Source organism: Streptomyces griseoviridis (assembly GCF_005222485.1).
In the GTDB taxonomy this organism is placed as follows: Bacteria; Actinomycetota; Actinomycetes; order Streptomycetales; family Streptomycetaceae; genus Streptomyces; species Streptomyces hintoniae.
Map to the genome: position 1 here is coordinate 1,762,799 of NZ_CP029078.1, position 24,179 is coordinate 1,786,977.

Sequence of the window (24,179 nt, forward strand, 5' to 3'; positions counted from 1 at the left end):
GGGAACGTTCCTCTACCACTGCGGTGGGCTCGCGATGGACCGGGTCAGGACGTCGTCGAGGATCCGGGCCGTCTGCGGGACGTCCAGTTGGGAGTTGTCGATGATGGGCAGCCCCGAGCCGTACCAGCCCGCCATGCGGCCGTGGATGCGGGCGACCTCCTCGTCGGTGAGCCGCCGGTTGCCCGTGCGTTCCGCGTTGCGCTCCAGGACGATCTCCAGGCCGGGCAGCAGCACGACGGGGAGCAGGCCGGGGCCCACATGGCGCTTCCAGCCGCCGAGGCCGACGACCGGCCGGTCGGGGAAGACCGCGTCGTCGAGGATGCAGGAGATGCCGTTGGCCAGGAAGTTGCGCGCGGCGAAGCCGCAGGTGCGGCGGGCCAGCCGGTACTGCGCCTCGGAGTGGTCGTTCCATCCGGACTGCGGGTCGGCGAAGCCGGAACGGACCCATTCGCGGACGTCGTCGAGGCTGATGTGGGCCGTGGGGACGCGGCGGTGCTCGGCCCAGAACTTCGCGACGCTGGTCTTGCCCGCGCCGGCCGGGCCGATGAGGAGCACCGCGAGGGTGGTCGCCGACGGGTCGGACGCGGCCTGCGGGTGCGTGGGGACGCCCACCGGGGCGCCCGGCGGGAGCGGCACGTGGCCGGTCGTCTCCGGAGGGGGCAGCGGCCGGCCGTGCGGGGCGAAGGCCGGGGGGCCCGGAGGCGGCGGCACCGGGGCGGAGGTCTGACGGCTGCCGGGCGGCGGCATCGGGGGCGGGCCCTGGTGGCCGCCGGGCGGCGGTGGCATCGGGGCGGGACCCTGGTGGCCGCCTGGCGGTGGTGGGCCCTGGTGGGGGCCGGCGGGCTGTGGGCCCGGGTGGTGTGCGGCCGGGGACCAGCTCTCGGCCGGTCCGTGCCCCGGCTGATGGGGCGGCGGCAGCGGAGAACCCACTGCGTGCTGCATCCGGTGCCACTCCGTCTCGTACAGGCGATGGGCGCTGGCAGCGGGTGCGGACCCCGCTCGCCACCGAACGGTACCGCCCCCGGCCGCCGTTTGGTGAACGGCCGGGGGCGGTCCGAAGTGCCCGCCGCCGCACGGCGATACGGACGGAAGGAGTACGGCGGTACTTACTGCCCCACTTCGCCGTACGCGGCGACGAGGACGGCCGGGTCGGGTCCTTCGAGGACGGTCGGCTTGGCGAGGCCGTCGAGGACGATGAAGCGGAGCAGGTCGCCGCGGGACTTCTTGTCGACCCGCATGTTCTCCAGCAGCATGGGCCACTGGTCGTAGCGGTAGTACAGGGGCAGCCCGACCGCTTCCAGGACCGCGCGGTGCCGGTCGGCCGTCGCGTCGTCCAACCGGCCCGCGAGGCGGCCCAGTTCGGCGGCGAAGTGCATGCCGACGGAGACGGCCGCGCCGTGCCGCCACTTGTAGCGCTCGTTCTTCTCGATGGCGTGGCCCAGGGTGTGGCCGTAGTTGAGGATCTCGCGCAGCCCGGCCTCCTTGAGGTCGGAGGAGACCACCTCGGCCTTGACCCGGATGGAGCGTTCGATCAGCTCGGCGGTGTGCGGGCCCGCGGGGGTGCGGGCGGCCTGCGGGTCGGACTCGATCAGGTCGAGGATCGCCGGGTCGGCGATGAAGCCGGCCTTGATGATCTCGGCGAGCCCGGAGACGTAGTCGTTGACCGGGAGGGACTCGAGCGCGGCGAGGTCACACAGCACGCCGGCCGGCGGGTGGAAGGCGCCGACGAGGTTCTTGCCCTCGGCGGTGTTGATGCCGGTCTTGCCGCCGACGGCCGCGTCCACCATGGCGAGCACGGTGGTCGGTACGGCGATCCAGCGGACCCCGCGCAGCCAGGTCGCGGCCACGAACCCGGCCAGGTCGGTGGTGGCGCCGCCGCCCACGCCGACGACGACGTCGGTGCGGGTGAACCCGGACTGGCCGAGCGCCTTCCAGCAGTAGGCGGCGACCTCGGCGGTCTTGGCCTCCTCCGCGTTCGGCACCTGGATGGCGACCGCGTCGAAGCCCTGGTCGGCCAGGTCGGCGCGGAGCGCGTCGCCGGTCTCGGCCAGCGCCTCGGGGTGGATCACGGCGACCCGCTTGGCCTTCTCCCCGATCAGCGTGCCCAGTTCGCCCAGCAGCCGGTGGCCCACCAGGACCTCGTAGGGCTCGCTGCCCGCTGTGCCGCCGACCTGGATCCGTGTCACCGACTCGCTCATGCTTCCTTCAACTCCAGTGCGTCCAGGGCGATTTGGGTGACCTCTTCGGGGGTGCGGCGGTCCGTCGCGACGACGGCCGTGGCGACCCCCTCGTACAGGGCCCGCCGGGCTTCCATCAGTTCGCGCCACTGCTTGCGCGGGTTGACGGCGAGCAGCGGGCGGGCGGCGTTGAGGCCGGTGCGTCTGACCGCTTCCTCGACGTCCATCGAGAGGTAGACGACGCGGTGTCCGGCGAGGAGCGCGCGGGTGTCGGGGTCGAGGATCGAGCCGCCGCCGAGTGCGAGGACGCCGTCGTGCTCGGTGAGGGCGCGGCTGACGGCGTGCTTCTCGATGGCGCGGAAGGCGGGTTCGCCGTCGTCGACGAAGATCTCGGCGATGGTGCGGCCCTGGGCGGTGACGATGTCGTCGTCGGTGTCGCGGTAGCCGACGCCGAGCCGGTCGGCGAGGAGCCGGCCGACGGTGGACTTGCCGACGCCCATGGGTCCGACGAGGACGACGTTCGGCGCGGCGGTCATCGGATGGCCAGGTGGTCGAGGTAGGAGCGGACGTTGCGGCGGGTCTCGGGGACGCTGTCGCCGCCGAACTTCTCCGCGACGGCGTCCGCGAGGACGAGCGCGACCATCGCCTCGGCGACGATGCCGGCGGCCGGGACCGCGCACACGTCGGAGCGCTGGTGGTGGGCCTGGGTGGCCTCGCCGGTGGCGACGTCGACGGTCTTCAGGGCCCGCGGGACGGTCGCGATGGGCTTCATCGCGGCCCGCACCCGCAGCAGTTCGCCGGTGGTCAGACCGCCCTCGGTGCCGCCGGAGCGGCCGGTGGAGCGGCGGATGCCGTCGGCGGTGGCGACGATCTCGTCGTGCGCCTTAGAGCCGGGCACCCGGGCGAGGTCGAAGCCGTCGCCGACCTCGACGCCCTTGATGGCCTGGATGCCCATGAGGGCGGCGGCGAGCCGGGCGTCGAGCCTGCGGTCCCAGTGGACGTGCGAGCCGAGGCCCACCGGCACGTCGTAGGCGAGGACCTCGACGACCCCGCCGAGGGTGTCGCCGTCCTTGTGGGCCTGGTCGATCTCCGCGATCATCGCCTTCGAGGCGTCCGCGTCCAGGCAGCGCACCGGGTCGGCGTCCAGCTTCTGCACGTCGGCCGGGGTCGGGTACACGCCGTAGGGGGCCTTGGCCGCTGCCAGCTCCACGACATGGCTGACGATCTCGATGCCGGCCGTCTCCTTCAGGTAGGAGCGGGCGACGGCGCCGAGCGCGACCCGGGCGGCGGTCTCCCGGGCCGAGGCGCGCTCCAGGATCGGGCGGGCCTCGTCGAAGCCGTACTTCTGCATCCCCGCGAGGTCGGCGTGGCCGGGGCGGGGCCGGGTCAGCGGCGCGTTGCGGGCGAGCCCGTCGAGGATCTCGGGGGCGACCGGGTCGGCCGCCATGACCTGCTCCCACTTGGGCCACTCGGTGTTGCCGACCATGACGGCGACCGGGGAACCGAGGGTGAGGCCGTGCCGGACACCGCCGAGGAAGGTGACCTCGTCACGCTCGAACTTCATCCGGGCGCCGCGTCCGTAACCGAGCCGGCGCCGGGCCAGGTGGTCCGCCACCATCTCCGTGGTGATCGGCACGCCGGCGGGAAGGCCCTCCAGCGTCGCCACGAGTGCGGGACCGTGGGACTCTCCCGCGGTCAGCCAGCGCAACCTGCTCAACGGTGCTCCTCAGTGCTCGCGCCCTGGTACTGCCCTGTGTACGCGCGTCCTCGCGTACGGCGACGGCGCGACCGGGTGCGCGGCCCCGGCCCGCCGTCTTCGATCCTCCCACGTCCGGGCGCGGGCCCCGGCCGCCGGTCCATCAGGCGGACGAGGGGCCCCGGGGTCCGTTGATCGATTCCCGTCCGGCGTCGGGGCGACGACGGGGACGGCAGGACCCGCCCTAGCGGGATTCGAGCGCGTGTTCGCCCGCCTTGCGCATGGCCTCGACAGGCGCGGGGCTGCGCCCGGTCATCTGCTCGACCTGGAGCACCGCCTGGTGGACCAGCAGGTCGAGGCCGCTGACGACGGCGCCGCCGTAAGCGGACCAGCGGGCGGCGAGCGCGGTGGGCCAGGGCTCGTAGAGGACGTCGAAGAGGGTGGCGGGGCGCTCGGGGACGGCGGCGGCGAGCGCGTCGGTGGCTCCGGCGGGGGTGGTGGCGACGACGAGGGGGGCGTGCAGCGCGTCGGCGGCGTCGGCCCAGTCGGCGGTGCGCACCTCGACGTCGAGGCGTTCGCCCCACTGGCGCATCTCGGCGGCCCGGTCCGCGCTGCGCACATAGGCGACGACCTCGCCGGCGCAGATCCGGGCGAGGGCGGCGAGCGCGGAGGACGCGGTGGCGCCCGCGCCGAGGATCGCCGCCGAGTCGACCTGTTCGATGCCGCGTTCGCGCAGCGCGGCGACCATGCCGGGAATATCGGTGTTGTCGCCGACGCGGCGGCCGTCGTCGGTGAGGACGAGGGTGTTGACCGCCTCGACCGAGGCCGCCGTCTCACTGACCGTGTCGAGGAGCGGGATGACGGCCCGCTTCAGCGGCATGGTCAGCGAGAGCCCGGCCCACTCGGGGCCGAGCCCTTCGACGAAGCCGGGCAGCGCGGCCTCGTCGACGTCGAACAGGTCGTACGACCAGTCGGTCAGGCCCAGTTCGTCGTAGGCGGCGCGGTGCAGCACCGGGGAGAGCGAGTGGGCGATGGGCGAGCCGAGGACGGCCGCCCGGCGGGCGTCAGTTGCCCGAGTTGGCATTGAACTTTTCCTTGAGCTGGTTGAACTCGGCGAGGGTCCTGGCGAACTCGGTGAGGCTCTTGCCGTCGGTGGCGACGAAGTAGATCCAGCCGTCGCTGGTCGGGTTCATCGTCGCCTTGAGGGCGTCCTCACCCGGGTTGCCGATGGGTCCTGGCGGCAGACCGACGTTGGTGTAGGTGTTGTACGGGTCCTTGTTGGTGTTGATCTCGGACTCGCTGATGTGGATGTTGCTCTCGTTCTTCAGGTAGTTGAAGGTCGAGTCGAACTGGAGCTTGCGGTTGGTCTCCGTGTTGTCGGGCTTGAGGCGGTTGTAGACGACTTCGGCCATCTTGCGGAAGTCGTCGTCGGTCTTGCCCTCGGCCTGGACCAGGCTCGCGACCGTGATCAGCTCCAACGGGTTCTTCAGATCGAAGGACTTGGCCTTCGCGGCGAGGTCGTACCTGCCGTACGCGGTGGTGGCCCGGCCGACCATCGACTTGAGCACGGATTCGGGCTTCATGCCCTTGGCCGCGGGATAGGTGCCCGGGTAGAGGAAGCCCTCGAGCGGGTCCTTGATCTGGCTGTTGCTGTTCGCCCAACGGGGCAGTCCGAGGCTCTTGTATTCCTTCTCGGCGACCTTTCTGGTGGCGCCGGAGGACAGTCCGAGTTTCTCGTCGATCGCTTTGTAGATTCTGATGTTGCGCTGCCCGGGAGTCACCATCACATTGTTCTGGCTCTTGGGGTCGAGCATCATCTGGACGGCGCTCGCGGCGGACATCTCCTTTTTCAGGAGATAGGCGCCGGCCTGGATCTTCTTGCCCTCGGGATTCTGCTGCTGCGCGGCCACGAACGCGTCGACGCTCTTGACGACACCGAGTTCTTTGAGGCGCCGTCCGATGTCGTAGCCGCCCGCGCCGTCGGGGATCTCGACGGTCACGGTGGCCCCTGAGCCGTTCCCGGCGAAGTCCGGCGCCACCCCGAAACGGTTCTGGTAGAACTGGTAGCCGAAATAGCCGACGCCGCCGATGCCCCCGCCGAACACCAGCACGACCACCAGGCAGGCGCAGCCGTTGCGCTTCTTCTTGTCCTTGCCGCCGCGCCCCCGCCGCTCGCCCCGGCCACCGCGGCCGCCGTCCTCGTCGGTGTCGTCGGCGTCGTCCCGGTCGTCGCCGCCTGCCGCGAAGAAGGCGTGCTCACCCTGGTCGGGCCCCGGGTCCCAGTCGACCCGCGGTTCGGGTTCGGGGGCGCGACGGCTCGGCGGCTCGGGCGGCGGATAGGCGTCGGGCGTGTTGTAGAAGTCGGGCTGCTCCCCGCCGTACCCGGCCTGCTGCTGGCCGTAGGGGTCGGTGGGGTCGGGGTAGGGCGCGTACGTCTGGGCGCCCGCTGCCCAGCCGTTGTTGTCGTACGGCTGGGGGGTGTGACCCGCGTAGTGCTGCTGGGTCTGATCACCGTACTGGTGCTGAGGCTGATGACCGTACTGGTCCTGCGGCTGCTGGCCGTACTGCGGCTGAGTCTGATCAGCGTACTGGGGCTGCTGACCGTACGGCTGTTCGTACGGGGGGTACTGCTGCTGGCCCTGACCGAACGCGGCCTGGCCGCCATCGCCCCAGTCACCCTGGTAGGGCTGCTGCGGCTGCTCCGGATAGTGCTGCGGCTGGCCGCCGTAGGGGGACTGCTGACCCGCGTGGGCCTGCTGTCCTCCCCATCCGCCGTCCCCGAACAACGGGTCCTCGGGATGCCACGGTTCGGAGCCTGGGCCCCGGCCATACTCAGTCATCGATCCCCTAGAGCCGCGAGGCGGCACGTCACGCGGCGGGGGGCCGGTTTCCGTTCCGTCTCTTGCTGTGCGGTGGCTGTTCGAAAACCATCGCATCGCGCGGAACGTTACCGTATCGCGATCAGATGACCACTTCGACGCCCTCGCCGGGGGCTTTACCTGACACCCGTTCGGATTCGAGTGCCTGCTGAAGGATGATCACAGCGGCCGCCTGGTCGATGACCGATCGGCCCTTCTTGGATTTCACCCCCGACGCGCGCAGTCCCTGACTCGCCGTCACGGTCGTCATCCGCTCGTCCACCAGGCGGACCGGCACCGGCGCGATGCCCCGGGCCAGCTCCTGGGCGAAGCCCCTGACCTTCACCGCGGCCGGCCCCTCGCCCCCCTTGAGGGAGCGAGGGAGTCCGACGACGACTTCGATCGGCTCGTACTCCTCGACCAGCTGCCGCAACCTGCGGTGGGCCGCCGGGACGTCCCGGCCGGGCACCGTCTCGACCGGGGTGGCGAGGATCCCGTCGGGGTCGCACGAGGCGACCCCGATCCTGGCGTCCCCGACATCGATCGCGAGCCGGCGGCCCCTGCGCATCACAGCGGTCACTTGGCGGTGTCCGCCACGAGCCGCTCGACGGCCTCGACGGCCTCGCCGACCGCGGCCGGGTTCTGGCCGCCGCCCTGGGCGACGTCCGGCTTGCCGCCACCGCCGCCGCCGAGCGTCTTGGCCGCGGCGCGGACCAGGTCACCGGCCTTGAGACCCCGCTCGCGCGCGGCCTCGTTGGTGGCGATGACGGTGAGGGGCTTGCCGTTCCCGATCGTGAAGAGGGCGACGACGACGGCCCGGCCGCCCTGGATCCGGCCGCGCACATCGAGGACCAGCCTGCGCAGGTCGTCGGGGGTGGTGCCGTCCGGGACCTGCCCGGTGACGACGGCCACGCCCCGCACGTCCTTGGCGGACTCGGCGAGCCCGGCAGCCGCCTGGAGCACCTTCTCCGCGCGGAACTTCTCGATCTCCTTCTCGGCGTCCTTCAGCTTGCCGAGCATCGCGGAGACCTTCTCGGGCAGCTCCTCGGAACGGCCCTTGATCAGCTCCTGGAGCTGGGCGACGACCGTGTGCTCACGGGCCAGGAAGTTGTAGGCGTCGACGCCGACGAGCGCCTCGATGCGGCGCACTCCCGAGCCGATGGAGGACTCGCCGAGCAGCTTCACCAGGCCCAGCTGGGCGGTGTTGTGGACGTGGGTGCCGCCGCACAGCTCCTTGGAGAAGTCGCCGATGGTCACCACCCGGACCCGCTCGCCGTACTTCTCGCCGAACTCGGCGATGGCGCCCTGCTTCTTGGCGTCGTCGATGCCCATGACCTCGGCGTGCACGTCCAGGTCGCGGGCGAGCACCTCGTTGATCTTCTGCTCGACGTCGGTCATCACGGCCGTCGGGACGGCGGCGGGCGAGCCGAAGTCGAAGCGGAAACGGCCGGGCTGGTTCTCGGAACCGGCCTGCGCGGCCGTCGGGCCGAGCGCGTCGCGCAGCGCCTGGTGGGTGAGGTGGGTGGCGGAGTGGGCGCGGGCGATGGCGGTACGGCGCCTGCGGTCGATGGAGGCCTGCGCCTTGGCGCCGACGGTGACCTCGCCCACCTGGACGACACCCTTGTGGACGTAGACGCCGGGGACCGGCTTCTGCGTGTCGCGGACCTCGATGACGGCACCGGATTCGACCCTGATCCGGCCGGTGTCGCCGATCTGGCCGCCGCCCTCGGCGTAGAACGGGGTGCGGTCGAGGACGATCTCCACCTCGTCGCCCTCGCTGGCGGCCGGGGAGGAGACACCGTCGACGAGGATGCCGACGATCGTCGTCTCGCCCTCGGTGTCGCTGTACCCGATGAAGTCGGTGGCGCCGGCCGCGTCGGCGATCTCGCGGTAGGCGCCCAGGTCGGCGTGGCCGGTCTTCTTGGCCCTGGCGTCGGCCTTGGCGCGCTCCCGCTGCTCCTTCATCAGGCGCCGGAAGCCGTCCTCGTCCACGGACAGGCCCTGCTCGGCGGCCATCTCCAGGGTGAGGTCGATCGGGAAGCCCCAGGTGTCGTGGAGCAGGAACGCCTTGTCGCCGGCGAGGACGGTGCCGCCGGTGGCCTTGGTGTCGGTGACGGCGGTGTCGAGGATGTTGGTGCCGGCCTTCAGCGTCTTGAGGAAGGCGTTCTCCTCGGCGACGGCGACCTTCTCGATCCGCTCGCGGTCGCTGACCAGCTCCGGGTACTGCTGTCCCATCATCGCGATGACGGTGTCGATGAGGTCGAGGACGACGGGTCCGGTGGCGCCCAGCAGCCGCATGTTGCGGATGGCGCGGCGCATGATGCGGCGCAGCACGTAGCCGCGGCCCTCGTTGCCGGGGGTGACGCCGTCACCGATGAGCATCACCGAGGTGCGCATGTGGTCGGTGACCACGCGCAGCGAGACGTCCGAGGCGTGGGCGTCGCCGTAGGCGACACCGGTCAGCTCGGTGGCCTTCTCGATGACGGCCATGGAGGTGTCGATCTCGTACATGTTCTGCACGCCCTGCAGGATCATCGCGAGGCGCTCGAGGCCGAGGCCCGTGTCGATGTTCTTGCTGGGCAGCTCGCCGAGGATCTCGAAGTTGTCCTTGCCGATGCCCTGGCCGCGCTCGAACTGCATGAAGACCAGGTTCCAGATCTCCACGTACCGCTCGTCGTTGACGGCGGGGCCGCCCTCGACGCCGAACTCGGGGCCGCGGTCGTAGTTGATCTCGGAACACGGGCCGCACGGTCCCGGGACGCCCATGGACCAGTAGTTGTCCTTCATGCCGAGCCGCTGGATGCGCTCCTTCGGCACCCCGACGACGTCGTGCCAGATGCGCTCGGCCTCGTCGTCGTCCTTGTAGACGGTGATCCACAGGCGCTCCGGCTCCAGGCCGTAACCGCCCTTGTCCTGGGGCGCGGTGAGCAGCTCCCAGGCGTACTTGATGGCGTCTTCCTTGAAGTAGTCGCCGAAGGAGAAGTTGCCGCACATCTGGAAGAAGGTGCCGTGCCGGGTGGTCTTGCCGACCTCCTCGATGTCCGGCGTGCGCACGCACTTCTGCACGCTGGTGGCGCGCGGGAAGGGGGCCTTGACCTCGCCGAGGAAGTACGGCTTGAACGGCACCATGCCGGCCGGGACGAGGAGCAGAGTCGGGTCGTCCGCGATGAGCGACGCCGAAGGGACGACGGTGTGACCGCGCTCCTCGAAGAAGCTCAGCCAGCGGCGGCGGATCTCTGCCGACTCCATCAGTGGTCCTCATTCCGGTTGTTCGGGTCCGAGTACGTCGTGGCTTCGAGGTACTTCGGTTGGTTGCGGTTCTCGAGGGCGGCGGGCCGCCGGGGCGCGGGGAGTTCGGGGGCCGCGTCGATGCCGAGCGCGTCGGTCAGTTCGGCCTCGCGCTGCGCCATGTTGTCGCGGACGTCGAGCGCGAAGCCGACCGCGCGGTCCTTGAGCCGGTGCCCCGCGTCGAGCGCCTTGTTGGCCGCGGTCGCGGCGAGGTGCTCGGGGGTCAGCTGCTTCAGCTTGCGGTTGACCTTGGTGGTGGCCCAGACACCGGCGGCGACGCCCGTGGTGAACCAGAACGTACGGCGGAACATCGGTCGCTCAGTCCTTCTTCCCGCGGTTGTTCCGCTTCCCCCGCCGCGCGGACGGGACCGCGCGGCCCACGATCACGGTGCGCCGGGAGGCGGCGGGCTCGTCGTCCCGGCGGCCGCCGAGGGCCCGGCGCACGCCGTAGCCGAAGGCCGCGACCTTGACCAGCGGGCCGCCGAAGGTGGAGGCGACGGTGGAGGAGAGCGCGGAGGCGTTGGAGGTGACTTCCTGGACGTCGGAGGCGATCGAGTCGACCCGGTCGATCTGGGTCTGCGCGGACCGCACGGTCGCGGAGGCGTCGGCGAGCAGCGGCACGGCCTGCTCGGTCACGTCCGCCACCAGCTTGGTGGTCGCCTTGAGCGTCTGGGCCACCCTCACCAGTGCGACGGCGAGGAAGGAGACCAGGATCGCCCAGAAGACGGCCACCAGGATCCCGGCCACCTCTCCACCGGACACCGCGTGCACCCGCTCCCTGAAACGTATCGGGACATTGAAAGTCGTCTCCCGAGCCTATCGCGCCGGGGAAGCCGCTCCGTACCGAATTACCCCGGCCCTCCCGTCAGGTCACGCGGGCCGATTGTACGCACTGCATACGGTTCAGTACGCTCCGTGTCCCATGCGAGTGACTGAGCCCGACCGGGACCCCGCGAGGGGCCGTCCGCCCCTGGAGATCGACGCCTTCGTCGGCCGCGCGGCCGAACTCGCCGACCTCGGGCGGGCGCTCGGCGCCGGCCGCCTGGTGACGGTCACCGGTCCCGGCGGGGTGGGCAAGTCACGGCTCGCGGCGCGGGCGGCGGCCGACCGGACCCCGCGCGACGGGGTGTGGTGCGTGGATCTGACGCCGGTGCGCGACCCGCGGTGGGTCGATCACGCGGTGGTGGCGGCCCTCGGCCTGACCGACCACACCACCCGGACACCGCGCGAGACACTGCTCAGTGATCTTGCCGATCGTGAACTCCTGCTGGTTCTCGACGGGTTCGAGCACCTGGTGGACGACTGCGCCGACCTGGTGGCCGAACTGCTCGGCCGGGTACCGGGGTTGACGGTCCTGGCGGTGGGCAGACGGCCACTGGCGCTGGCCGGTGAGCGGGTGCTCGCGCTGGCGCCGCTGCCCGAGGACGACGCGGTCGCGCTGTTCCTGGAGCGGGCCGCCGCGCTGGGCACCACCCCGGCCGACGACGCGGACGTGCGGGAGGTGTGCCGACGGCTCGACGGGATCCCGCTGGCGGTCGAACTGGCCGCGGGGCGGCTCGGCGCCCTCTCCCCCGGCCGGCTCCTCGAACGGCTCGACGACCGGTTCCGGCTGCTGAGCGGCGACCGCAGGGACGCGCCGCCCAGGCACCGCACGCTGCGCACGGCGATCGGCTGGAGCCACGAACTGTGCACGCCTCCGCAGCGGTTGCTGTGGGCGCGCCTCTCGGTGTTCGCCGGCCACTTCGACCTGGAGGCCGTCGAGTACGTGTGCGCCGGTCACGGCCTGGCCTCCGACGACGTCCTCGACGTGCTGTCGGAGCTGCTCACCCAGTCGGTGCTGGCCCGCGAGGAGACACCGACCGGCGTCCGCTACCGGATGCTGGACACCGTCCGGGCCTACGGCGCCGGCTGGCTGGCGGTGACGGGTGACGAGCGGCGGCTGCGACGGCGGCACCGGGACTGGTACCTGGGGCTCGCGACCTGGTGCGAGGTGGAGTGGTTCTCGCCGCGCCAGGCCGAGGTCGCCGCGCGGGTGGAGGCGGAGCTGCCGAACCTGCGGCGGGCCCTCGAACACTCGCTGGCCGAGCCGGACGAGGCGCATCTGGGCCAGCACCTCGCGGGCTCGCTCTGGTTCTACTGGGCCGGGTGCGGCCGGCTGTCGGAGGGCAGGCACTGGCTGGACCAGGCGGTGCGGGCCGGCTCGGGGCACGGCGGTGCCCGGCTGAAGGCGCTCTGGGTGCTCGGCTATGTCGCGGTCCTGCAAGGGGACGCGGAGGGCGCGCCCGCCGCGCTGCGCGCCTGCCGCCAGGAGGCGGAGCTGTTCGCCGACCCGACGGCGGTGGCGTACGCGGAGCACCGCACCGGCTGCCTCGCGCTGGTCTCCGACGATCTGCCCCGGGCCGAGACACTGCTGCGGTCGGCGCTCGCCCGCTACCGGGAGCTGGGCGAGCTGAACAGCAACGTCCTGATGGGGCAGGTGGAGCTGGCGATGGCGCGGGCCTTCCAGGGCGATCTGCCGGACGCGGTGCGGCTGTGCGAGGACGTGCGCCGGGTCTGCGAGGACCACGGCGAGCGGTGGACCCGCGGCTACGCCCTGTACGTGCTGGCGTACGCGGCCTGGGCCGAGGATGACCAGGGGGCGGCGCGGGCGCTGCTCGTCGAGTCGCTGAGCGGTGCGCACGCCTTCCGCGACCTGCTGGGCTCGGTGCTCTCGGTGGAGCTGCTTGCGCTGGTCACGGCGGCGGAGGGGGATCCGGCGGAGGCGGCGGTGCTCCAGGGCGCGGCGGGCCGGATGTGGCCGTCGGTGGGGCTGCCGCTGTTCGGTTCGGCCCACTACAACGCGCCGCACGAGCGGTGCGAGGCGCTGGCGCGCGAGGCGCTGGGCGACGCGCGGTACGAGCGGTGGCTGCGCGAGGGCGCGGCGCTGGCACCGGAGGCGGCGGTGGCGCGGGCGCTCGGCCGGCCACCGGAGGCGCCCGGCGGCGGGGCGCGTGGGCCGGTGCGGGCGGCGGCCGGTGTCGGCACGCACGAACCCGCCGCCTCCCGCGCCCACAAGGGCGGGGAGACGGCGGGCTGAGGTGGTGCTACCGCCTGCTGGTGATCAGCGGGCGTAGTACTCGACGACGAGCTGCTCGTCGCAGATCACCGGGATCTCCTTGCGGTTCGGCTCGCGGTCCAGGCGGAACGCCAGGGCCTTGAGGTTCACCTGGAGGTAGCGCGGGGTCTCGCCCTCGGGGGCGAAGCCGCCCTCACGGGAGATGGAGAAGAGGGTCTTCTCACGGCTGCGCTCGCGGACCATCACGACGTCGTCGGGACGGACGCGGAACGACGGCTTGTCGACCTTCTGGCCGTTGACCTCGATGTGGCCGTGCACGACCATCTGACGGGCCTGGTAGATGGTGCGGGCGATGCCCGAACGCAGGACCAGGGCGTCGAGGCGGCGCTCGAGCTCGATGATCAGGGCCTCACCGGTCTTGCCCTGGACCTTGGAGGCACGCTCGTAGGCGCGGACGAGCTGACGCTCGGACACGTCGTACTGCGCGCGCAGCCGCTGCTTCTCCAGCAGACGGACCTTGTAGTCCGAGTTCTGCTTGCGGCCACGGCCGTGCTCGCCCGGCGGGTAGGGGCGCGCCTCGAAGTACTTGACGGCCTTCGGGGTGAGCGCGATGCCGAGGGCACGCGACTTCTTGACCTTGGGGCGGGGCTGGTTCGCCACTGTTTCTCATTTCCTTTATTCGGCTTGCCAGGGTTGAGGGAGGTCGCATCCGCAGCCGGGGAGACCCGTCGGGTCCGCTCGGGACCTGTCGGGCAGCCGCTCCCCTGTTTCTGGGCACATACGTGCAGCACGCGAGTGGCCCACCGACCGGTCCCGGGGCTCCGGGTGGTGGTGGGCTGCCCGCGACACCGTTCGACGGTGCGCGACGCTCCTGGAGCCGGCCCGCGAGGGACCGGGCTCCGGCTGACTGTCCCGCTCTGACGGCACGGGACGCAGCAACTGGAGGGCAGTCTACAGGCCGCTCAGGACCGCTTGCGACCGAGCCGGTTCCTGGTCCACTCGACGGCGTCCGCGTACCGCGCCTCGCCGCCGTGCCGGGTGGGGGTGTAGTAGGCGCGGTCCTTGAGGGCGTCCGGCGCGTACTGCTGCTCGGCGATGCCCTCGGGCAGGTCGTGCGGGTACACGTACCCCTGGGCGTGGCCGAGCTTGGCGGCGCCCTTGTAGTGGCCGTCGCGCAGATGAGCGGGGACCGGTCCCGCGTGGCCCTTGCGGACGTCCTCCATGGCGGCGCCGATCGCGGTCGTCGCCGCGTTGGACTTGGGGGCGAGGGCGAGGGCGATGGTGGCGTGGCTGAGGGTGAGGGCGGCCTCGGGGAAGCCGATCATGGCGACGGCCTGGGCGGCGGCGACCGCGATCGGCAGGGCGTTGGGGTCGGCGAGGCCGATGTCCTCGCTGGCGGAGATCATCAGGCGGCGGGCGATGAAGCGGGGGTCCTCGCCCGCCTCGATCATGCGGGCCAGGTAGTGCAGGGCGGCGTCGACGTCGGAGCCGCGGATCGACTTGATGAGGGCGCTGGCGACGTCGTAGTGCTGGTCGCCGTCGCGGTCGTAGGTGACGGCCGCGCGGTCGACCGTCTCCTCCAGGGTGGTCAGCGTCAGCTCCCGCTCGCCCTTGTCGAGGGCGGCGCCCGCGGCGGCCTCCAGGGCCGTCAGGGCGCGGCGGGCGTCGCCGCCCGCGATCCGCAGCAGGTGGTCCTCGGTGTCCTCGGGGAGGGTGACGGCGCCGCCCAGGCCGCGCTCGTCGCCGACGGCCCGGCGCAGCAGGCCGCGCAGGTCGTCGTCGGTGAGGGGTTCGAGGGTGAGCAGCAGGGAGCGGGAGAGCAGCGGGGAGATCACGGAGAAGTAGGGGTTCTCGGTGGTCGCCGCGATGAGCGTCACCCAGCGGTTCTCGACGGCGGGCAGCAGGGAGTCCTGCTGGGCCTTGCTGAAGCGGTGGATCTCGTCCAGGAAGAGGACGGTCTCCTTGCCGTAGCCGCCGGTGGCGCGGCGGGCGCCGTCGATGACGGCGCGGACCTCCTTGACGCCCGCGGTGATCGCCGACAGTTCGACGAAGCGCTTGTCGGTGGCCTTGGAGACGACGTAGGCCAGGGTGGTCTTGCCGGTGCCGGGCGGGCCCCAGAGGATCACCGAGGAGGGTCCCGCGGGGCCGCCGGAGGCCTCGCCGACCAGGCGGCGCAGCGGGGAGCCGGGTTTCAGCAGATGCTGCTGGCCCATCACCTCGTCGAGGGTGCGCGGGCGCATCCGGACGGGCAGGGGGCTGCCCGCCGGGTCCTTCTCCTGGCGTTCTTCTGCGGCTGCGGTGAACAGGTCGGGCTCCACGTCCTGAACCCTAGTTCACGGCACTGACAACGACCGTGGCGAGGGGGCGGGGGCCGCCCGTGGCCAGGGCCGCGGTCAGCTGGTCCAGAAGTCCCACCAGCGGGTCAGGATCAGCATCCCGATGATGCCGATGTGCAGCACGGGCACGACCCAGGTGAACTCACCGAAGAAGCCCTTGAGCCAGCGCGGGGCGGGCAGGAAGGCGTTGCGCACGTTGAACGACGTCACGTACCAGAACATGACGATCGTCGCGACCCAGGCCAGCGAGCACCAGAGGCAGAGCGCGTTGATGCGGTACAGGGACTGGAACTGCAGCCAGGTGCAGAAGGCCACGCCGAAGAGGGTGCCGGCGTTGAAGGTGAGCCAGTACCAGCGCGGGAAGCGGGCACGGGCGAGCAGGGTCACGGCGACGCAGATGACGATGCCGTAGGCGACCAGGCCGAGCATCGGGTTGGGGAAGCCGAAGGCGGCGGCCTGCTTGGACTCCATCACGCTGCCGCAGGAGACGACCGGGTTGAGGCTGCACCCGGGGGTGAAGGTCTTGCCGTCGACCTTGGCTTCGAGCAGCTTGAACTTGTCGATCGTGATGACCCACGCGGCGAGCAGTCCGGCCGCGCCCGTGATCAGCAGCAGCAGCGCGAAGGCGCGGCTGCCGCCCGCCGTGCGCGTACCGGCGGGAGAGCTGCCGGAGGAAGCGTCGGTGGAGACGTCGTTCACTGTGGTCTTGCTCATCACGCCGATTCCGCCTGCTTGAGAGTTGGACCTTCTTCGGGCTGGGGCCATTGTGCCGCACGGGGAGCGCCGTGCACCGTTCGGTGGACATAAGGAGGCGCGCACGGCCATTCCCGAACGCTCGGTTCCGGACGACTCCCGTACGCGTGCCGGCACGGCGAAACGGACTCGCGGTGGACGTACGAGGTCCGCGCGCGCGGTACGGCGACGCGACCGCGGTGGACGGTGTCGGCCCCGCGCCACGCGCGTGCGAGGCGTTCGGCCTGCTCGGGCCCGGTGGAGCGGGCGGGAGCAGCACCGCGGAGACCCACCAGGGCAACCGCTCGCGGGACAACGGCGAGATCTCCGCGCCGGGCGCCGCCCCGCCGCGCGGAGGCCGATTAGGGCGGTGCCGTACAGGGATCGCCCGGCAGGGGGAATCCAGTCCCGCCGAGTTGACGCAACGCGAAACCTGCGGCACTTCGCCGCCTCCTGGCCCCTCAGCCCGTCCGGCGTTCGAGGACAAGGCCGCCCAGGCCGACAGCAGGGGGCCCGGAGGCGGCAACCCCGAAAGACGCCCCTCCCCCACCCGCCCTCCCAGCCCGTCCGGCGCTTGAGGACGAGGCCGCCCAGGCCGACAGCCGGGGGGTCCGGGGGCGGCAGCCCCGAAAGACGCCCCTCCCCCACCCGCCCTCCCAACCCGTCCCGCGTTCGAGGACAAGGCCGTCCAAGCCGACAGCCGGGGGTCCGGGGGCGGCAACCCCGAAAGACGCCCCTCCCCCACCCGCCCTCCCAGCCCGTCCGGCGCTTGAGGACGAGGCCGTCCAGGCCGACAGCGGGGGCCCGGGGGCGGCAGCCCCCGGGGACGGGACGGGTAGGGGCGGCGGGGGCGAACCCCCTCAGCCGAGCCGGGTCTCCAGCTCCGCCACCACCTCGCCCACCCCGATCGCGATCTGCTCGCCGCTCTCCATGTCCTTCAGCTGCACGACACCCTCGGCGAGATCCCGCTCACCGGCGACGACGGCGTACCGCGCTCCACTCCGGTTGGCGCTCTTCATCGCGCCCTTGAGCCCCTTGTGCCCGTACGAGAAGTCCGCCGCGACCCCGACCTTGCGCAACTCGGTGACCTTGCCGAACAGCACCCGGCGGGCCTCGTCCCCGAGCGGGATCGCGAAGACGCTGGTGGCGGCCGGGATGTCGAGGCGCACCCCCTCCGCCTCCAGCGCCAGCACCGTGCGGTCGACGCCGAGGGCCCAGCCGACGGACGGCAGCGCGGGCCCGCCGATCATCTCGGACAGACCGTCGTACCGTCCGCCGCCGCCCACCGCGGACTGCGCGCCGAGGCCGTCGTGGACGAACTCGAAGGTGGTGCGGGTGTAGTAGTCGAGGCCGCGCACCAGCCGCGGGTCGTCCTCGAAGGCGACGCCGGCCGCCGTGATCAGCTCACGGACCTCCTCGTGGTACGCCGTGCAGGCGTCGCAGAGGTAGTCGCGCAGCAGCGGCGCGTCGGTGAGCTGCTTCTGGACGTCGGCCCGCTTGTCGTCGAGGACCCGCAGCGGGTTGATCTCGGCCCGGCGCAGGGTGTCCTCGTCGAGGTCGAGACCGCGCAGGAAGTCCTGGAGCGCGGCCCGGTAGACGGGACGGCACTCCTTGTCGCCGAGGGAGTTGAGCAGGATGCGGAAGTTCCGCAGGCCGAGCGAGCGGTACGCCTGGTCGGCGAGGATGATCAGCTCGGCGTCGAGCGCCGGGTCCTCGGCGCCGATCGCCTCGGCGCCGACCTGCGAGAAGTGCCGGTAACGGCCCTTCTGGGGGCGCTCGTAGCGGTAGTAGGAGCCCGAGTACCAGAGCTTGACGGGGAGGTTGCCCGCCTTGTGGAGGTTGGCCTCCAGGGCGGCGCGCAGCACGGAGGCGGTGCCTTCGGGGCGCAGCGCGAGCCGGTCGCCGCCCTTGGTCTCGAAGGCGTACATCTCCTTGGTGACGATGTCGGTGGACTCGCCGACCCCGCGCGCGAACAGCTCCACGTTCTCGAAGCCGGGGGTCTCGATGTAGCCGTAGCCGGAGTTGCGCAGCGGGGCGGAGATGGCCTCCCGGACGGCCAGGAAGGTGGCGCTGTCCGGCGGGATCAGGTCGTAGGTGCCCTTGGGGGCCTGGAAGGTGCTCACGGAAGGTCTTGTCACATTCCTCGTCGGGGAGCGGCGCCGTCGGGTGCGCGGCGGTCTGCCGCCACCTGCCGCAGATACGGGTTGGTGGCGCGCTCGGTGCCGATGGTCGTCTGGGGGCCGTGGCCGGACAGCACCACGGTCGAGTCGTCGAGCGGCAGGCACACGCGGGCCAGCGAGTCGAGCAGCTCGGCCATGTCACCGCCGGGCAGGTCGGTGCGTCCTACGGAGCCGGCGAACAGCAGGTCACCGGCGAAGAAGACCGACGGGACGTCGGTCGTCGCGGGCGTCCTGAAGGCCACCGACCCCTTGGTATGGCCGGGCGTGTGCGCGACGGAGAACTCCAGGCCCGCGAGGGCGAGGGTGGCGCCGTCGGTCAGCTCCTTGACGTCGTCGGGCTCCCCCACGGTCAGCTCGCCCATGAGCGGCATGCCGAGGGAGCGGCCGATGCCCCGCTCCGGGTCGCTCATCATGTAGCGGTCTTCGGGGTGGATCCACGCGGGGACGCCGTGCGCGCCGCAGACCGGGACGACGGAGGCCACGTGGTCGATGTGGCCGTGGGTGAGGACGACCGCGACGGGCTTGAGCCGATGTTTTCTGAGCGTTTCCTCGACGCCTGCGGCGGCCTGGTGGCCGGGGTCGATGATCACGCACTCCTCACCGGCGGCGGGGGCGACGAGGTAACAGTTCGTCCCCCAGGCCCCGGCGGGGAACCCGGCAATGAGCACGATCGTCCTTCGTTGTGTCGATCACGGGCGGCTTACGGCTGCTGTCAGAGCCTACCGGCGCTGCCGATTCCTCAGCGAACCCATATACGGTACGGGGCACACGCAGGCGGTCGGCTCACAAGACGCACGCGTCCCAGTCGACGTACGAGACGCATGAGGAGAGAACCCGGTGGTCACCCAGGAACAGCGGAAGCGACAGCTCGCCCGGGAGAAGTTCTTGCGGCAGCAGCAGCGACGCACCTCAGCCCGGCGCAAGGCACGTATGCGGAACTCGGTGATCGCGTCGGTGCTCGGCGTGATCCTGGTGGGCAGCGTGGCGCTCTACACGACGAACGCGTTCAAGAAGGACGACGACAAGTCGAACGCGAACGCCGAGGTGTCGCCCAGCGCTTCGCCGAGCAAGGCGCCCGACCCGTGCGAGAAGGCGGCCAAGGGGTCCGTGAAGAAGCTGAGTTGGAAGAAGGAGCCGGCGATGTCGATCGACAAGTCGGCGGACTACTCCATGAAGCTCGCCACGACGTGCGGTGACATAGACATCGCCCTGAAGGCGTCGGCGGCCCCGCACACGGTGAACTCCTTCGACTTCCTCGCGGGCAAGGGGTACTTCGACCACACGAAGTGCCACCGGCTGACCACCAACGGGATCTACGTGCTGCAGTGCGGTGACCCGACGGCCAGTGGCAGCGGCGGCCCCGGCTACACGATCCCGGACGAGAACCTGAAGGACAGAAGCCTGAAGGACAACGTCTATCCGGCGGGCACGATCGCGATGGCGAACACCGGCCAGAAGCACACCGGCGGCAGCCAGTTCTTCCTCGTGTACCAGGACAGCCAGTTGCCGCCCAGCTACACGCCGTTCGGCACGGTGTCGGCTTCCGGGATGAAGGTCCTGAAGAAGATCGCGGCCGCCGGGGAGAACACCGGAGCGGGTGACGGAGCCCCGAACGCGACGGTCGTCATCGACAAGGCGACGGTCACGAAGTCCTGACGCACCACGACTCCGAGGTGCGAAATTTCGGTCGCGCGGGATGCGGACAGGCAACCCGCCGGTCGCCTATGTTGGCCGTGACGAAACTGTGGACGATGCCCCGGGGCGCGGAAGCCCCGTGCAGGCATCATGTGGAGGAGGCGCTGTGAGCAGCGACCCGTGGGGCCGCGTCGACGAGACGGGGACCGTGTACGTGCGTACGGCCGACGGCGAGCAGGTGGTCGGTTCCTGGCAGGCCGGCTCCCCCGATGAGGCCCTGGCCTATTTCGAACGCAAGTACGAGGGTTTGGTTGTCGAGATCGGCCTCCTCGAACGGCGAGTGAAGACCACCGACCTGTCGGCGAAGGACGCGCAGACCGCCATCGGCCATCTGCGGGAGCAGATCGACGCGCACCACGCGGTCGGCGACCTCGCGGCCCTCGGCGCCCGTCTCGACAAGCTCGTCGAGACCGTCGAGTCCCGCCGTGAGGAGCGCAAGCAGCAGCGCGCGAAGCAGTCCGACGAGGCGCGGCACCGCAAGGAGGAGCTGGTCGTCGAGGCGGAGCAGCTGGCGCAGTCCGACCAGTGGCGGTCGGCGGGCGAGCGGCTGCGGGCCCTGGTGGACACCTGGAAGGGCCTGCCGCGGCTCGACCGCAAGTCCGACGACGAGCTGTGGCACCGCTTCTCGCACGCCCGGTCGGCCTTCTCCAAGCGGCGCAAGGCGCACTTCGCGTCCCTCGACGCGCAGCGCGAGGACGCCCGCAAGGCCAAGGAGCGGCTGGTCGCCGAGGCCGAGGCGCTGTCGGGCTCGACGGACTGGGGTCCGACGGCCGCGCGCTACCGCGACCTGATGACGGAGTGGAAGGCGGCGGGCCGCGCCCAGCGCGAGCACGAGGACGACCTGTGGAACCGCTTCCGCGGCGCCCAGGACGTCTTCTTCGCCGCCCGCAGCTCGGTCTTCGCCGAGCGGGACGCCGAGCAGAGCGAGAACCTGAAGCTCAAGGAGGAGCTGGCCGGCGAGGCCGAGAAGATCCTCCCGGTCACGGAGCTGCGGGCGGCGCGGGCCGCCTTCCGCTCGGTCAACGAGCGCTGGGAGGCCATCGGCCACGTCCCGCGGGACGCGCGCCCGAAGGTCGAGGGCCGGATGCAGGCCGTCGAGCGGGCGATCCAGGAGGCCGAGGAGGCCGAGTGGCGCCGGACCAACCCGGAGGCACGCGCGCGTGCCGAGGGTCTCACCGGTCAGCTCCAGGCCGCCGTGGACAAGCTCACCGGCCAGATCGAGCAGGCGCGCGCGCAGGGCAACACGGCGAAGGCCGACAAGCTGGCGCGTGAGCTGGAGGGCCGGCAGGCCCTGCTCGACCAGGCGCTCAAGGGCCTCCAGGAGTTCGGCGGCTGACCACCGGCACACCCGACGGTACGAGGAGGGGCCCCGCACACCAGGTGCGGGGCCCCTCCTCGTCGTCCGGTCCGGCGGCGTCAGGTCTTGTTGCGGGCCGAGGTGACCCGGTACACGTCGTAGACGCCCTCGACGCCGCGTACGGCCTTCAGGACGTGGCCCAGGTGCTTCGGGTCGCCCATCTCGAAGGTGAAGCGGGAGGTGGCGACCCGGTCACGGGAGGTCTGCACGGCCGCCGAGAGGATGTTGACGTGCTGGTCGGAGAGGACCCGGGTGACGTCCGAAAGGAGCCGGGAGCGGTCCAGCGCCTCGACCTGGATGGCGACCAGGAACACCGAGGACTGGGTGGGCGCCCACTCGACCTCGAGGATGCGCTCGGGCTCGCGGGAGAGCGAGTCGACGTTCACGCAGTCGCTGCGGTGGACCGAGACCCCGCTGCCCCGGGTGACGAACCCGATGATCGGGTCGCCGGGCACCGGCGTGCAGCAGCGGGCCAGCTTAACCCACACGTCGTCGACGCCCTTGACGACGACACCGGGGTCGGCGTTCGAACGGCGCTTGCGGCTGCGGGTCGGCGGGACCGACTCGTCGATCTCCTCGGTGGCCGCCTCCTCGCCGCCGAGCGCCGAGACCAGCTTCTGCACGATGTTCTGCGCGGAGAGATGGCCCTCCCCGATCGCCGCGTAGAGCGCGGAGATGTCCGAGTAGCGCATCTCGTGCGCGAGGGTGACCAGCGAGTCTCCGGTGAGGATGCGCTGGATCGGCAGGTTCTGCTTGCGCATCGCGCGGACGATGGCGTCCTTGCCCTGCTCGATCGCCTCGTCGCGGCGCTCCTTGGAGAACCACGCACGGATCTTGTTGCGGGCGCGCGGCGACTTGACGAAGCCCAGCCAGTCGCGGGACGGCCCGGCGCCGGCCGCCTTGGAGGTGAAGACCTCCACCAGGTCGCCGTTGTCGAGCGTCGATTCGAGCGGGACGAGACGTCCGTTGACGCGCGCTCCTATCGTGCGGTGCCCGACCTCGGTGTGCACCGCGTACGCGAAGTCGACCGGGGTGGCGCCCGCCGGGAGCGCTATCACGTCGCCCTTCGGCGTGAAGACGAAGACCTCGTTGCGGGACAGGTCGAAGCGCAGGGACTCCAGGAACTCGCTGGGGTCCTCGGTCTCCTTCTGCCAGTCGAGGAGCTGGCGCAGCCACGCCATGTCGTTGAGGTGGTCGTCCTTGCTCTTGCCCGAGGACTTGGGGGCGTCGGTGCGTACCTTGGAGGCGCCCGCCACGGCCTCCTGCTTGTACTTCCAGTGTGCGGCGATGCCGTACTCGGCGCGGCGGTGCATGTCGAAGGTGCGGATCTGCAGCTCGACCGGCTTGCCGTTGGGCCCGATGACCGTCGTGTGCAGCGACTGGTACATGTTGAACTTGGGCATCGCGATGTAGTCCTTGAAGCGCCCGGGAACCGGGTTCCAGCGCGCGTGGACGGTGCCCAGGGCCGCGTAGCAGTCGCGGACGGTGTCCACCAGGACGCGGATGCCCACCAGGTCGTAGATCTCCGCGAAGTCGCGGCCGCGGACGATCATCTTCTGGTAGACGCTGTAGTAGTGCTTCGGGCGGCCGGTGACGGTCGCCTTGATGCGGGCCGCGCGCAGGTCGGCCTGGACCTCGTCGGTCACTATGGCGAGGTACTCGTCGCGCTTGGGGGCGCGCTCGGCGACCAGCCGGACGATCTCGTCGTACATCTTGGGGTAGAGGATCGCGAAGGCGAGGTCCTCCAGCTCCCACTTGATGGTGTTCATGCCCAGGCGGTGGGCGAGCGGCGCGTAGATCTCCAGGGTCTCGCGCGCCTTCTTCTCCTGCTTCTCGCGCTTCAGGTACCGCATGGTGCGCATGTTGTGCAGCCGGTCGGCGAGCTTGATGACCAGGACCCGCGGGTCCTTGGCCATGGCGACGACCATCTTGCGCACGGTCTCGGCCTGCGCGGCCTCCCCGAACTTGACCTTGTCCAGCTTGGTGACGCCGTCGACGAGCAGGGCGACCTGGTCGCCGAAGTCGCGGCGGAGCTGGTCGAGGCCGTACTCGGTGTCCTCGACGGTGTCGTGCAGCAGGCCCGCCATCAAGGTGGCCGGATCCATGCCCAGCTCGGCGAGGATGGTGGTGACAGCGAGCGGGTGCGTGATGTAGGGGTCGCCGCTCTTGCGCTTCTGGCCGCGGTGCCAGCGTTCGGCGACCTGGTAGGCGCTCTCGATCTGGCGCAGCGTGGCCGCCTCGGTCTTCGGGTCGTTGCTGCGCACTATCCGCAGCAGCGGTTCGAGGACCGGGTTGTACGGGTTGGAGCGCTGGACGCCGAGGCGGGCGAGGCGGGCCCTGACGCGGTTGGAGGAGCCGGAGCGGGAGGGCTGGCCGGTGTTCGGGCGGACCGCGGGGGCGGACTGCTCCGGCGGGACCGGCTTGGGGCGCGACTGCTCGGCTGACTTGTCGACGGGCGCGGACTGGGCGTGCTCGACCGGCCCCGCGTGGTCGTTCTTCACCGGCGGGGTGGTCGGCGCGGGCTTCGCCGCCGCGGCCGAGGCGGACTCGGGCTTGGCGGCGGTCAGGTGCTGGGCCTCGTCTGGCAAGAGGACTCCTCGTGCGCGATCCGGGTCCCCGGTCAGGCTCCGGAGATCCCATGGTAGCGATCCCGCGCCCGAGGATCGCCTTCAGGCCGATCTGTGGACCGCCTGCCCGCTCGCGCGGACGGCAGGCACGGGGCTCCACGGGGGCGTCCGCCGGGTGTCACGGAGGTTGCGTCCCGGAGGCGCCCACGGTACGCGAGAGGCCGTCCCCGGGGCACGG

General features: G+C 71.5%; 19 protein-coding genes. 3 read left to right on the top strand and 16 right to left on the bottom strand.

What is annotated here, in order from left to right:
• Positions 1-12: 12 nt before the first annotated feature.
• The 10 genes from DDJ31_RS06850 to DDJ31_RS06895 form a co-directional block, all read right to left on the bottom strand.
• On the bottom strand, positions 13-942 hold the full coding sequence (locus DDJ31_RS06850) for a Pro-rich N-terminal domain-containing protein (RefSeq protein ID WP_127181184.1): 930 nt from the start codon (positions 940-942) through the stop codon (positions 13-15).
• A gap of 164 nt (positions 943-1,106) precedes the next feature.
• The gene (gene aroB / locus DDJ31_RS06855; RefSeq protein WP_127181183.1) at positions 1,107-2,198 is read right to left on the bottom strand and encodes a 3-dehydroquinate synthase; all 1,092 of its coding nucleotides are present in this window, start codon (positions 2,196-2,198) and stop codon (positions 1,107-1,109) included.
• The gene (locus DDJ31_RS06860; protein ID WP_127181182.1) at positions 2,195-2,713 is read right to left on the bottom strand and encodes a shikimate kinase; all 519 of its coding nucleotides are present in this window, start codon (positions 2,711-2,713) and stop codon (positions 2,195-2,197) included. The genes aroB and DDJ31_RS06860 overlap by 4 nt, the downstream gene beginning before the upstream one ends.
• Positions 2,710-3,894 carry a chorismate synthase gene (gene aroC / locus DDJ31_RS06865; RefSeq protein ID WP_127181181.1) on the bottom strand — a complete coding sequence of 395 codons (1,185 nt, stop codon included), beginning with the start codon at positions 3,892-3,894 and terminating at the stop codon, positions 2,710-2,712. The genes DDJ31_RS06860 and aroC overlap by 4 nt, the downstream gene beginning before the upstream one ends.
• A 223-nt stretch (positions 3,895-4,117) precedes the next feature.
• Entirely contained in the window at positions 4,118-4,957 is an 840-nt protein-coding gene (locus DDJ31_RS06870; RefSeq protein ID WP_127181180.1) for a shikimate dehydrogenase, read from the bottom strand.
• Positions 4,938-6,713, bottom strand: a complete 1,776-nt coding sequence (gene mltG, locus DDJ31_RS06875) for an endolytic transglycosylase MltG (RefSeq protein ID WP_127181179.1) — start codon at positions 6,711-6,713, stop codon at positions 4,938-4,940. The genes DDJ31_RS06870 and mltG overlap by 20 nt, the downstream gene beginning before the upstream one ends.
• 121 nt (positions 6,714-6,834) lie before the next feature.
• The gene (gene ruvX / locus DDJ31_RS06880) at positions 6,835-7,299 is read right to left on the bottom strand and encodes a Holliday junction resolvase RuvX (RefSeq protein WP_127182916.1); all 465 of its coding nucleotides are present in this window, start codon (positions 7,297-7,299) and stop codon (positions 6,835-6,837) included.
• Between the two features lie 8 nt (positions 7,300-7,307).
• The gene (gene alaS / locus DDJ31_RS06885) at positions 7,308-9,980 is read right to left on the bottom strand and encodes an alanine--tRNA ligase (RefSeq protein ID WP_127181178.1); all 2,673 of its coding nucleotides are present in this window, start codon (positions 9,978-9,980) and stop codon (positions 7,308-7,310) included.
• Positions 9,980-10,330, bottom strand: coding sequence for a hypothetical protein (locus tag DDJ31_RS06890; RefSeq protein WP_127181177.1), 351 nt, complete (start codon positions 10,328-10,330; stop codon positions 9,980-9,982). Before DDJ31_RS06890 ends, alaS begins: the two co-directional genes overlap by 1 nt.
• 7 nt (positions 10,331-10,337) lie before the next feature.
• Positions 10,338-10,781 carry a DUF948 domain-containing protein gene (locus DDJ31_RS06895; RefSeq protein ID WP_127181176.1) on the bottom strand — a complete coding sequence of 148 codons (444 nt, stop codon included), beginning with the start codon at positions 10,779-10,781 and terminating at the stop codon, positions 10,338-10,340.
• Positions 10,782-10,941: 160 nt separating this feature from the next.
• On the opposite strand from DDJ31_RS06895, the gene DDJ31_RS06900 reads away from it, so the two are divergent.
• Positions 10,942-13,095, top strand: coding sequence for an ATP-binding protein (locus DDJ31_RS06900; RefSeq protein ID WP_127181175.1), 2,154 nt, complete (start codon positions 10,942-10,944; stop codon positions 13,093-13,095).
• A gap of 24 nt (positions 13,096-13,119) precedes the next feature.
• Here DDJ31_RS06900 and rpsD read toward each other — a convergent pair whose 3' ends face one another.
• The 5 genes from rpsD to DDJ31_RS06925 form a co-directional block, all read right to left on the bottom strand.
• On the bottom strand, positions 13,120-13,734 hold the full coding sequence (gene rpsD / locus DDJ31_RS06905; protein WP_093831298.1) for a 30S ribosomal protein S4: 615 nt from the start codon (positions 13,732-13,734) through the stop codon (positions 13,120-13,122).
• Positions 13,735-14,036: 302 nt separating this feature from the next.
• Complete coding sequence (locus DDJ31_RS06910; RefSeq protein WP_127181174.1) at positions 14,037-15,392, bottom strand: replication-associated recombination protein A; 1,356 nt, start codon at positions 15,390-15,392, stop codon at positions 14,037-14,039.
• Between the two features lie 75 nt (positions 15,393-15,467).
• Entirely contained in the window at positions 15,468-16,124 is a 657-nt protein-coding gene (locus tag DDJ31_RS06915) for a vitamin K epoxide reductase family protein (RefSeq protein WP_127181173.1), read from the bottom strand.
• Positions 16,125-17,002: 878 nt separating this feature from the next.
• Positions 17,003-18,265 (bottom strand): histidine--tRNA ligase, encoded by a 1,263-nt coding sequence (gene hisS / locus DDJ31_RS06920; RefSeq protein WP_127181172.1) that lies wholly within the window; start codon positions 18,263-18,265, stop codon positions 17,003-17,005.
• A gap of 11 nt (positions 18,266-18,276) precedes the next feature.
• Positions 18,277-18,990 (bottom strand): MBL fold metallo-hydrolase, encoded by a 714-nt coding sequence (locus DDJ31_RS06925; RefSeq protein ID WP_127181171.1) that lies wholly within the window; start codon positions 18,988-18,990, stop codon positions 18,277-18,279.
• 169 nt (positions 18,991-19,159) lie between these two features.
• Between DDJ31_RS06925 and DDJ31_RS06930 the strand changes: the two genes are divergently transcribed.
• Together DDJ31_RS06930 and DDJ31_RS06935 are read left to right on the top strand one after the other, a co-directional pair.
• On the top strand, positions 19,160-19,978 hold the full coding sequence (locus tag DDJ31_RS06930) for a peptidylprolyl isomerase (RefSeq protein WP_127181170.1): 819 nt from the start codon (positions 19,160-19,162) through the stop codon (positions 19,976-19,978).
• A gap of 145 nt (positions 19,979-20,123) precedes the next feature.
• On the top strand, positions 20,124-21,353 hold the full coding sequence (locus DDJ31_RS06935; protein WP_127181169.1) for a DUF349 domain-containing protein: 1,230 nt from the start codon (positions 20,124-20,126) through the stop codon (positions 21,351-21,353).
• A gap of 80 nt (positions 21,354-21,433) precedes the next feature.
• Here DDJ31_RS06935 and relA read toward each other — a convergent pair whose 3' ends face one another.
• Positions 21,434-23,962, bottom strand: coding sequence for a GTP pyrophosphokinase (gene relA / locus DDJ31_RS06940; RefSeq protein ID WP_127181168.1), 2,529 nt, complete (start codon positions 23,960-23,962; stop codon positions 21,434-21,436).
• Positions 23,963-24,179 lie beyond the last annotated feature (217 nt).

Bases quoted from the DNA above. Each gene is read 5' to 3' on its own strand.
- DDJ31_RS06850 (WP_127181184.1), bottom strand. From the start codon at position 942: ATGCAGCACGCAGTGGGTTCTCCGCTGCCGCCGCCCCATCAGCCGGGG.
- aroB (WP_127181183.1), bottom strand. From the start codon at position 2,198: ATGAGCGAGTCGGTGACACGGATCCAGGTCGGCGGCACAGCGGGCAGC.
- DDJ31_RS06860 (WP_127181182.1), bottom strand. From the start codon at position 2,713: ATGACCGCCGCGCCGAACGTCGTCCTCGTCGGACCCATGGGCGTCGGC.
- DDJ31_RS06870 (WP_127181180.1), bottom strand. From the start codon at position 4,957: ATGCCAACTCGGGCAACTGACGCCCGCCGGGCGGCCGTCCTCGGCTCG.
- mltG (WP_127181179.1), bottom strand. From the start codon at position 6,713: ATGACTGAGTATGGCCGGGGCCCAGGCTCCGAACCGTGGCATCCCGAG.
- ruvX (WP_127182916.1), bottom strand. From the start codon at position 7,299: ATGCGCAGGGGCCGCCGGCTCGCGATCGATGTCGGGGACGCCAGGATC.
- alaS (WP_127181178.1), bottom strand. From the start codon at position 9,980: ATGGAGTCGGCAGAGATCCGCCGCCGCTGGCTGAGCTTCTTCGAGGAG.
- DDJ31_RS06890 (WP_127181177.1), bottom strand. From the start codon at position 10,330: ATGTTCCGCCGTACGTTCTGGTTCACCACGGGCGTCGCCGCCGGTGTC.
- DDJ31_RS06900 (WP_127181175.1), top strand. From the start codon at position 10,942: ATGCGAGTGACTGAGCCCGACCGGGACCCCGCGAGGGGCCGTCCGCCC.
- DDJ31_RS06915 (WP_127181173.1), bottom strand. From the start codon at position 16,124: ATGAGCAAGACCACAGTGAACGACGTCTCCACCGACGCTTCCTCCGGC.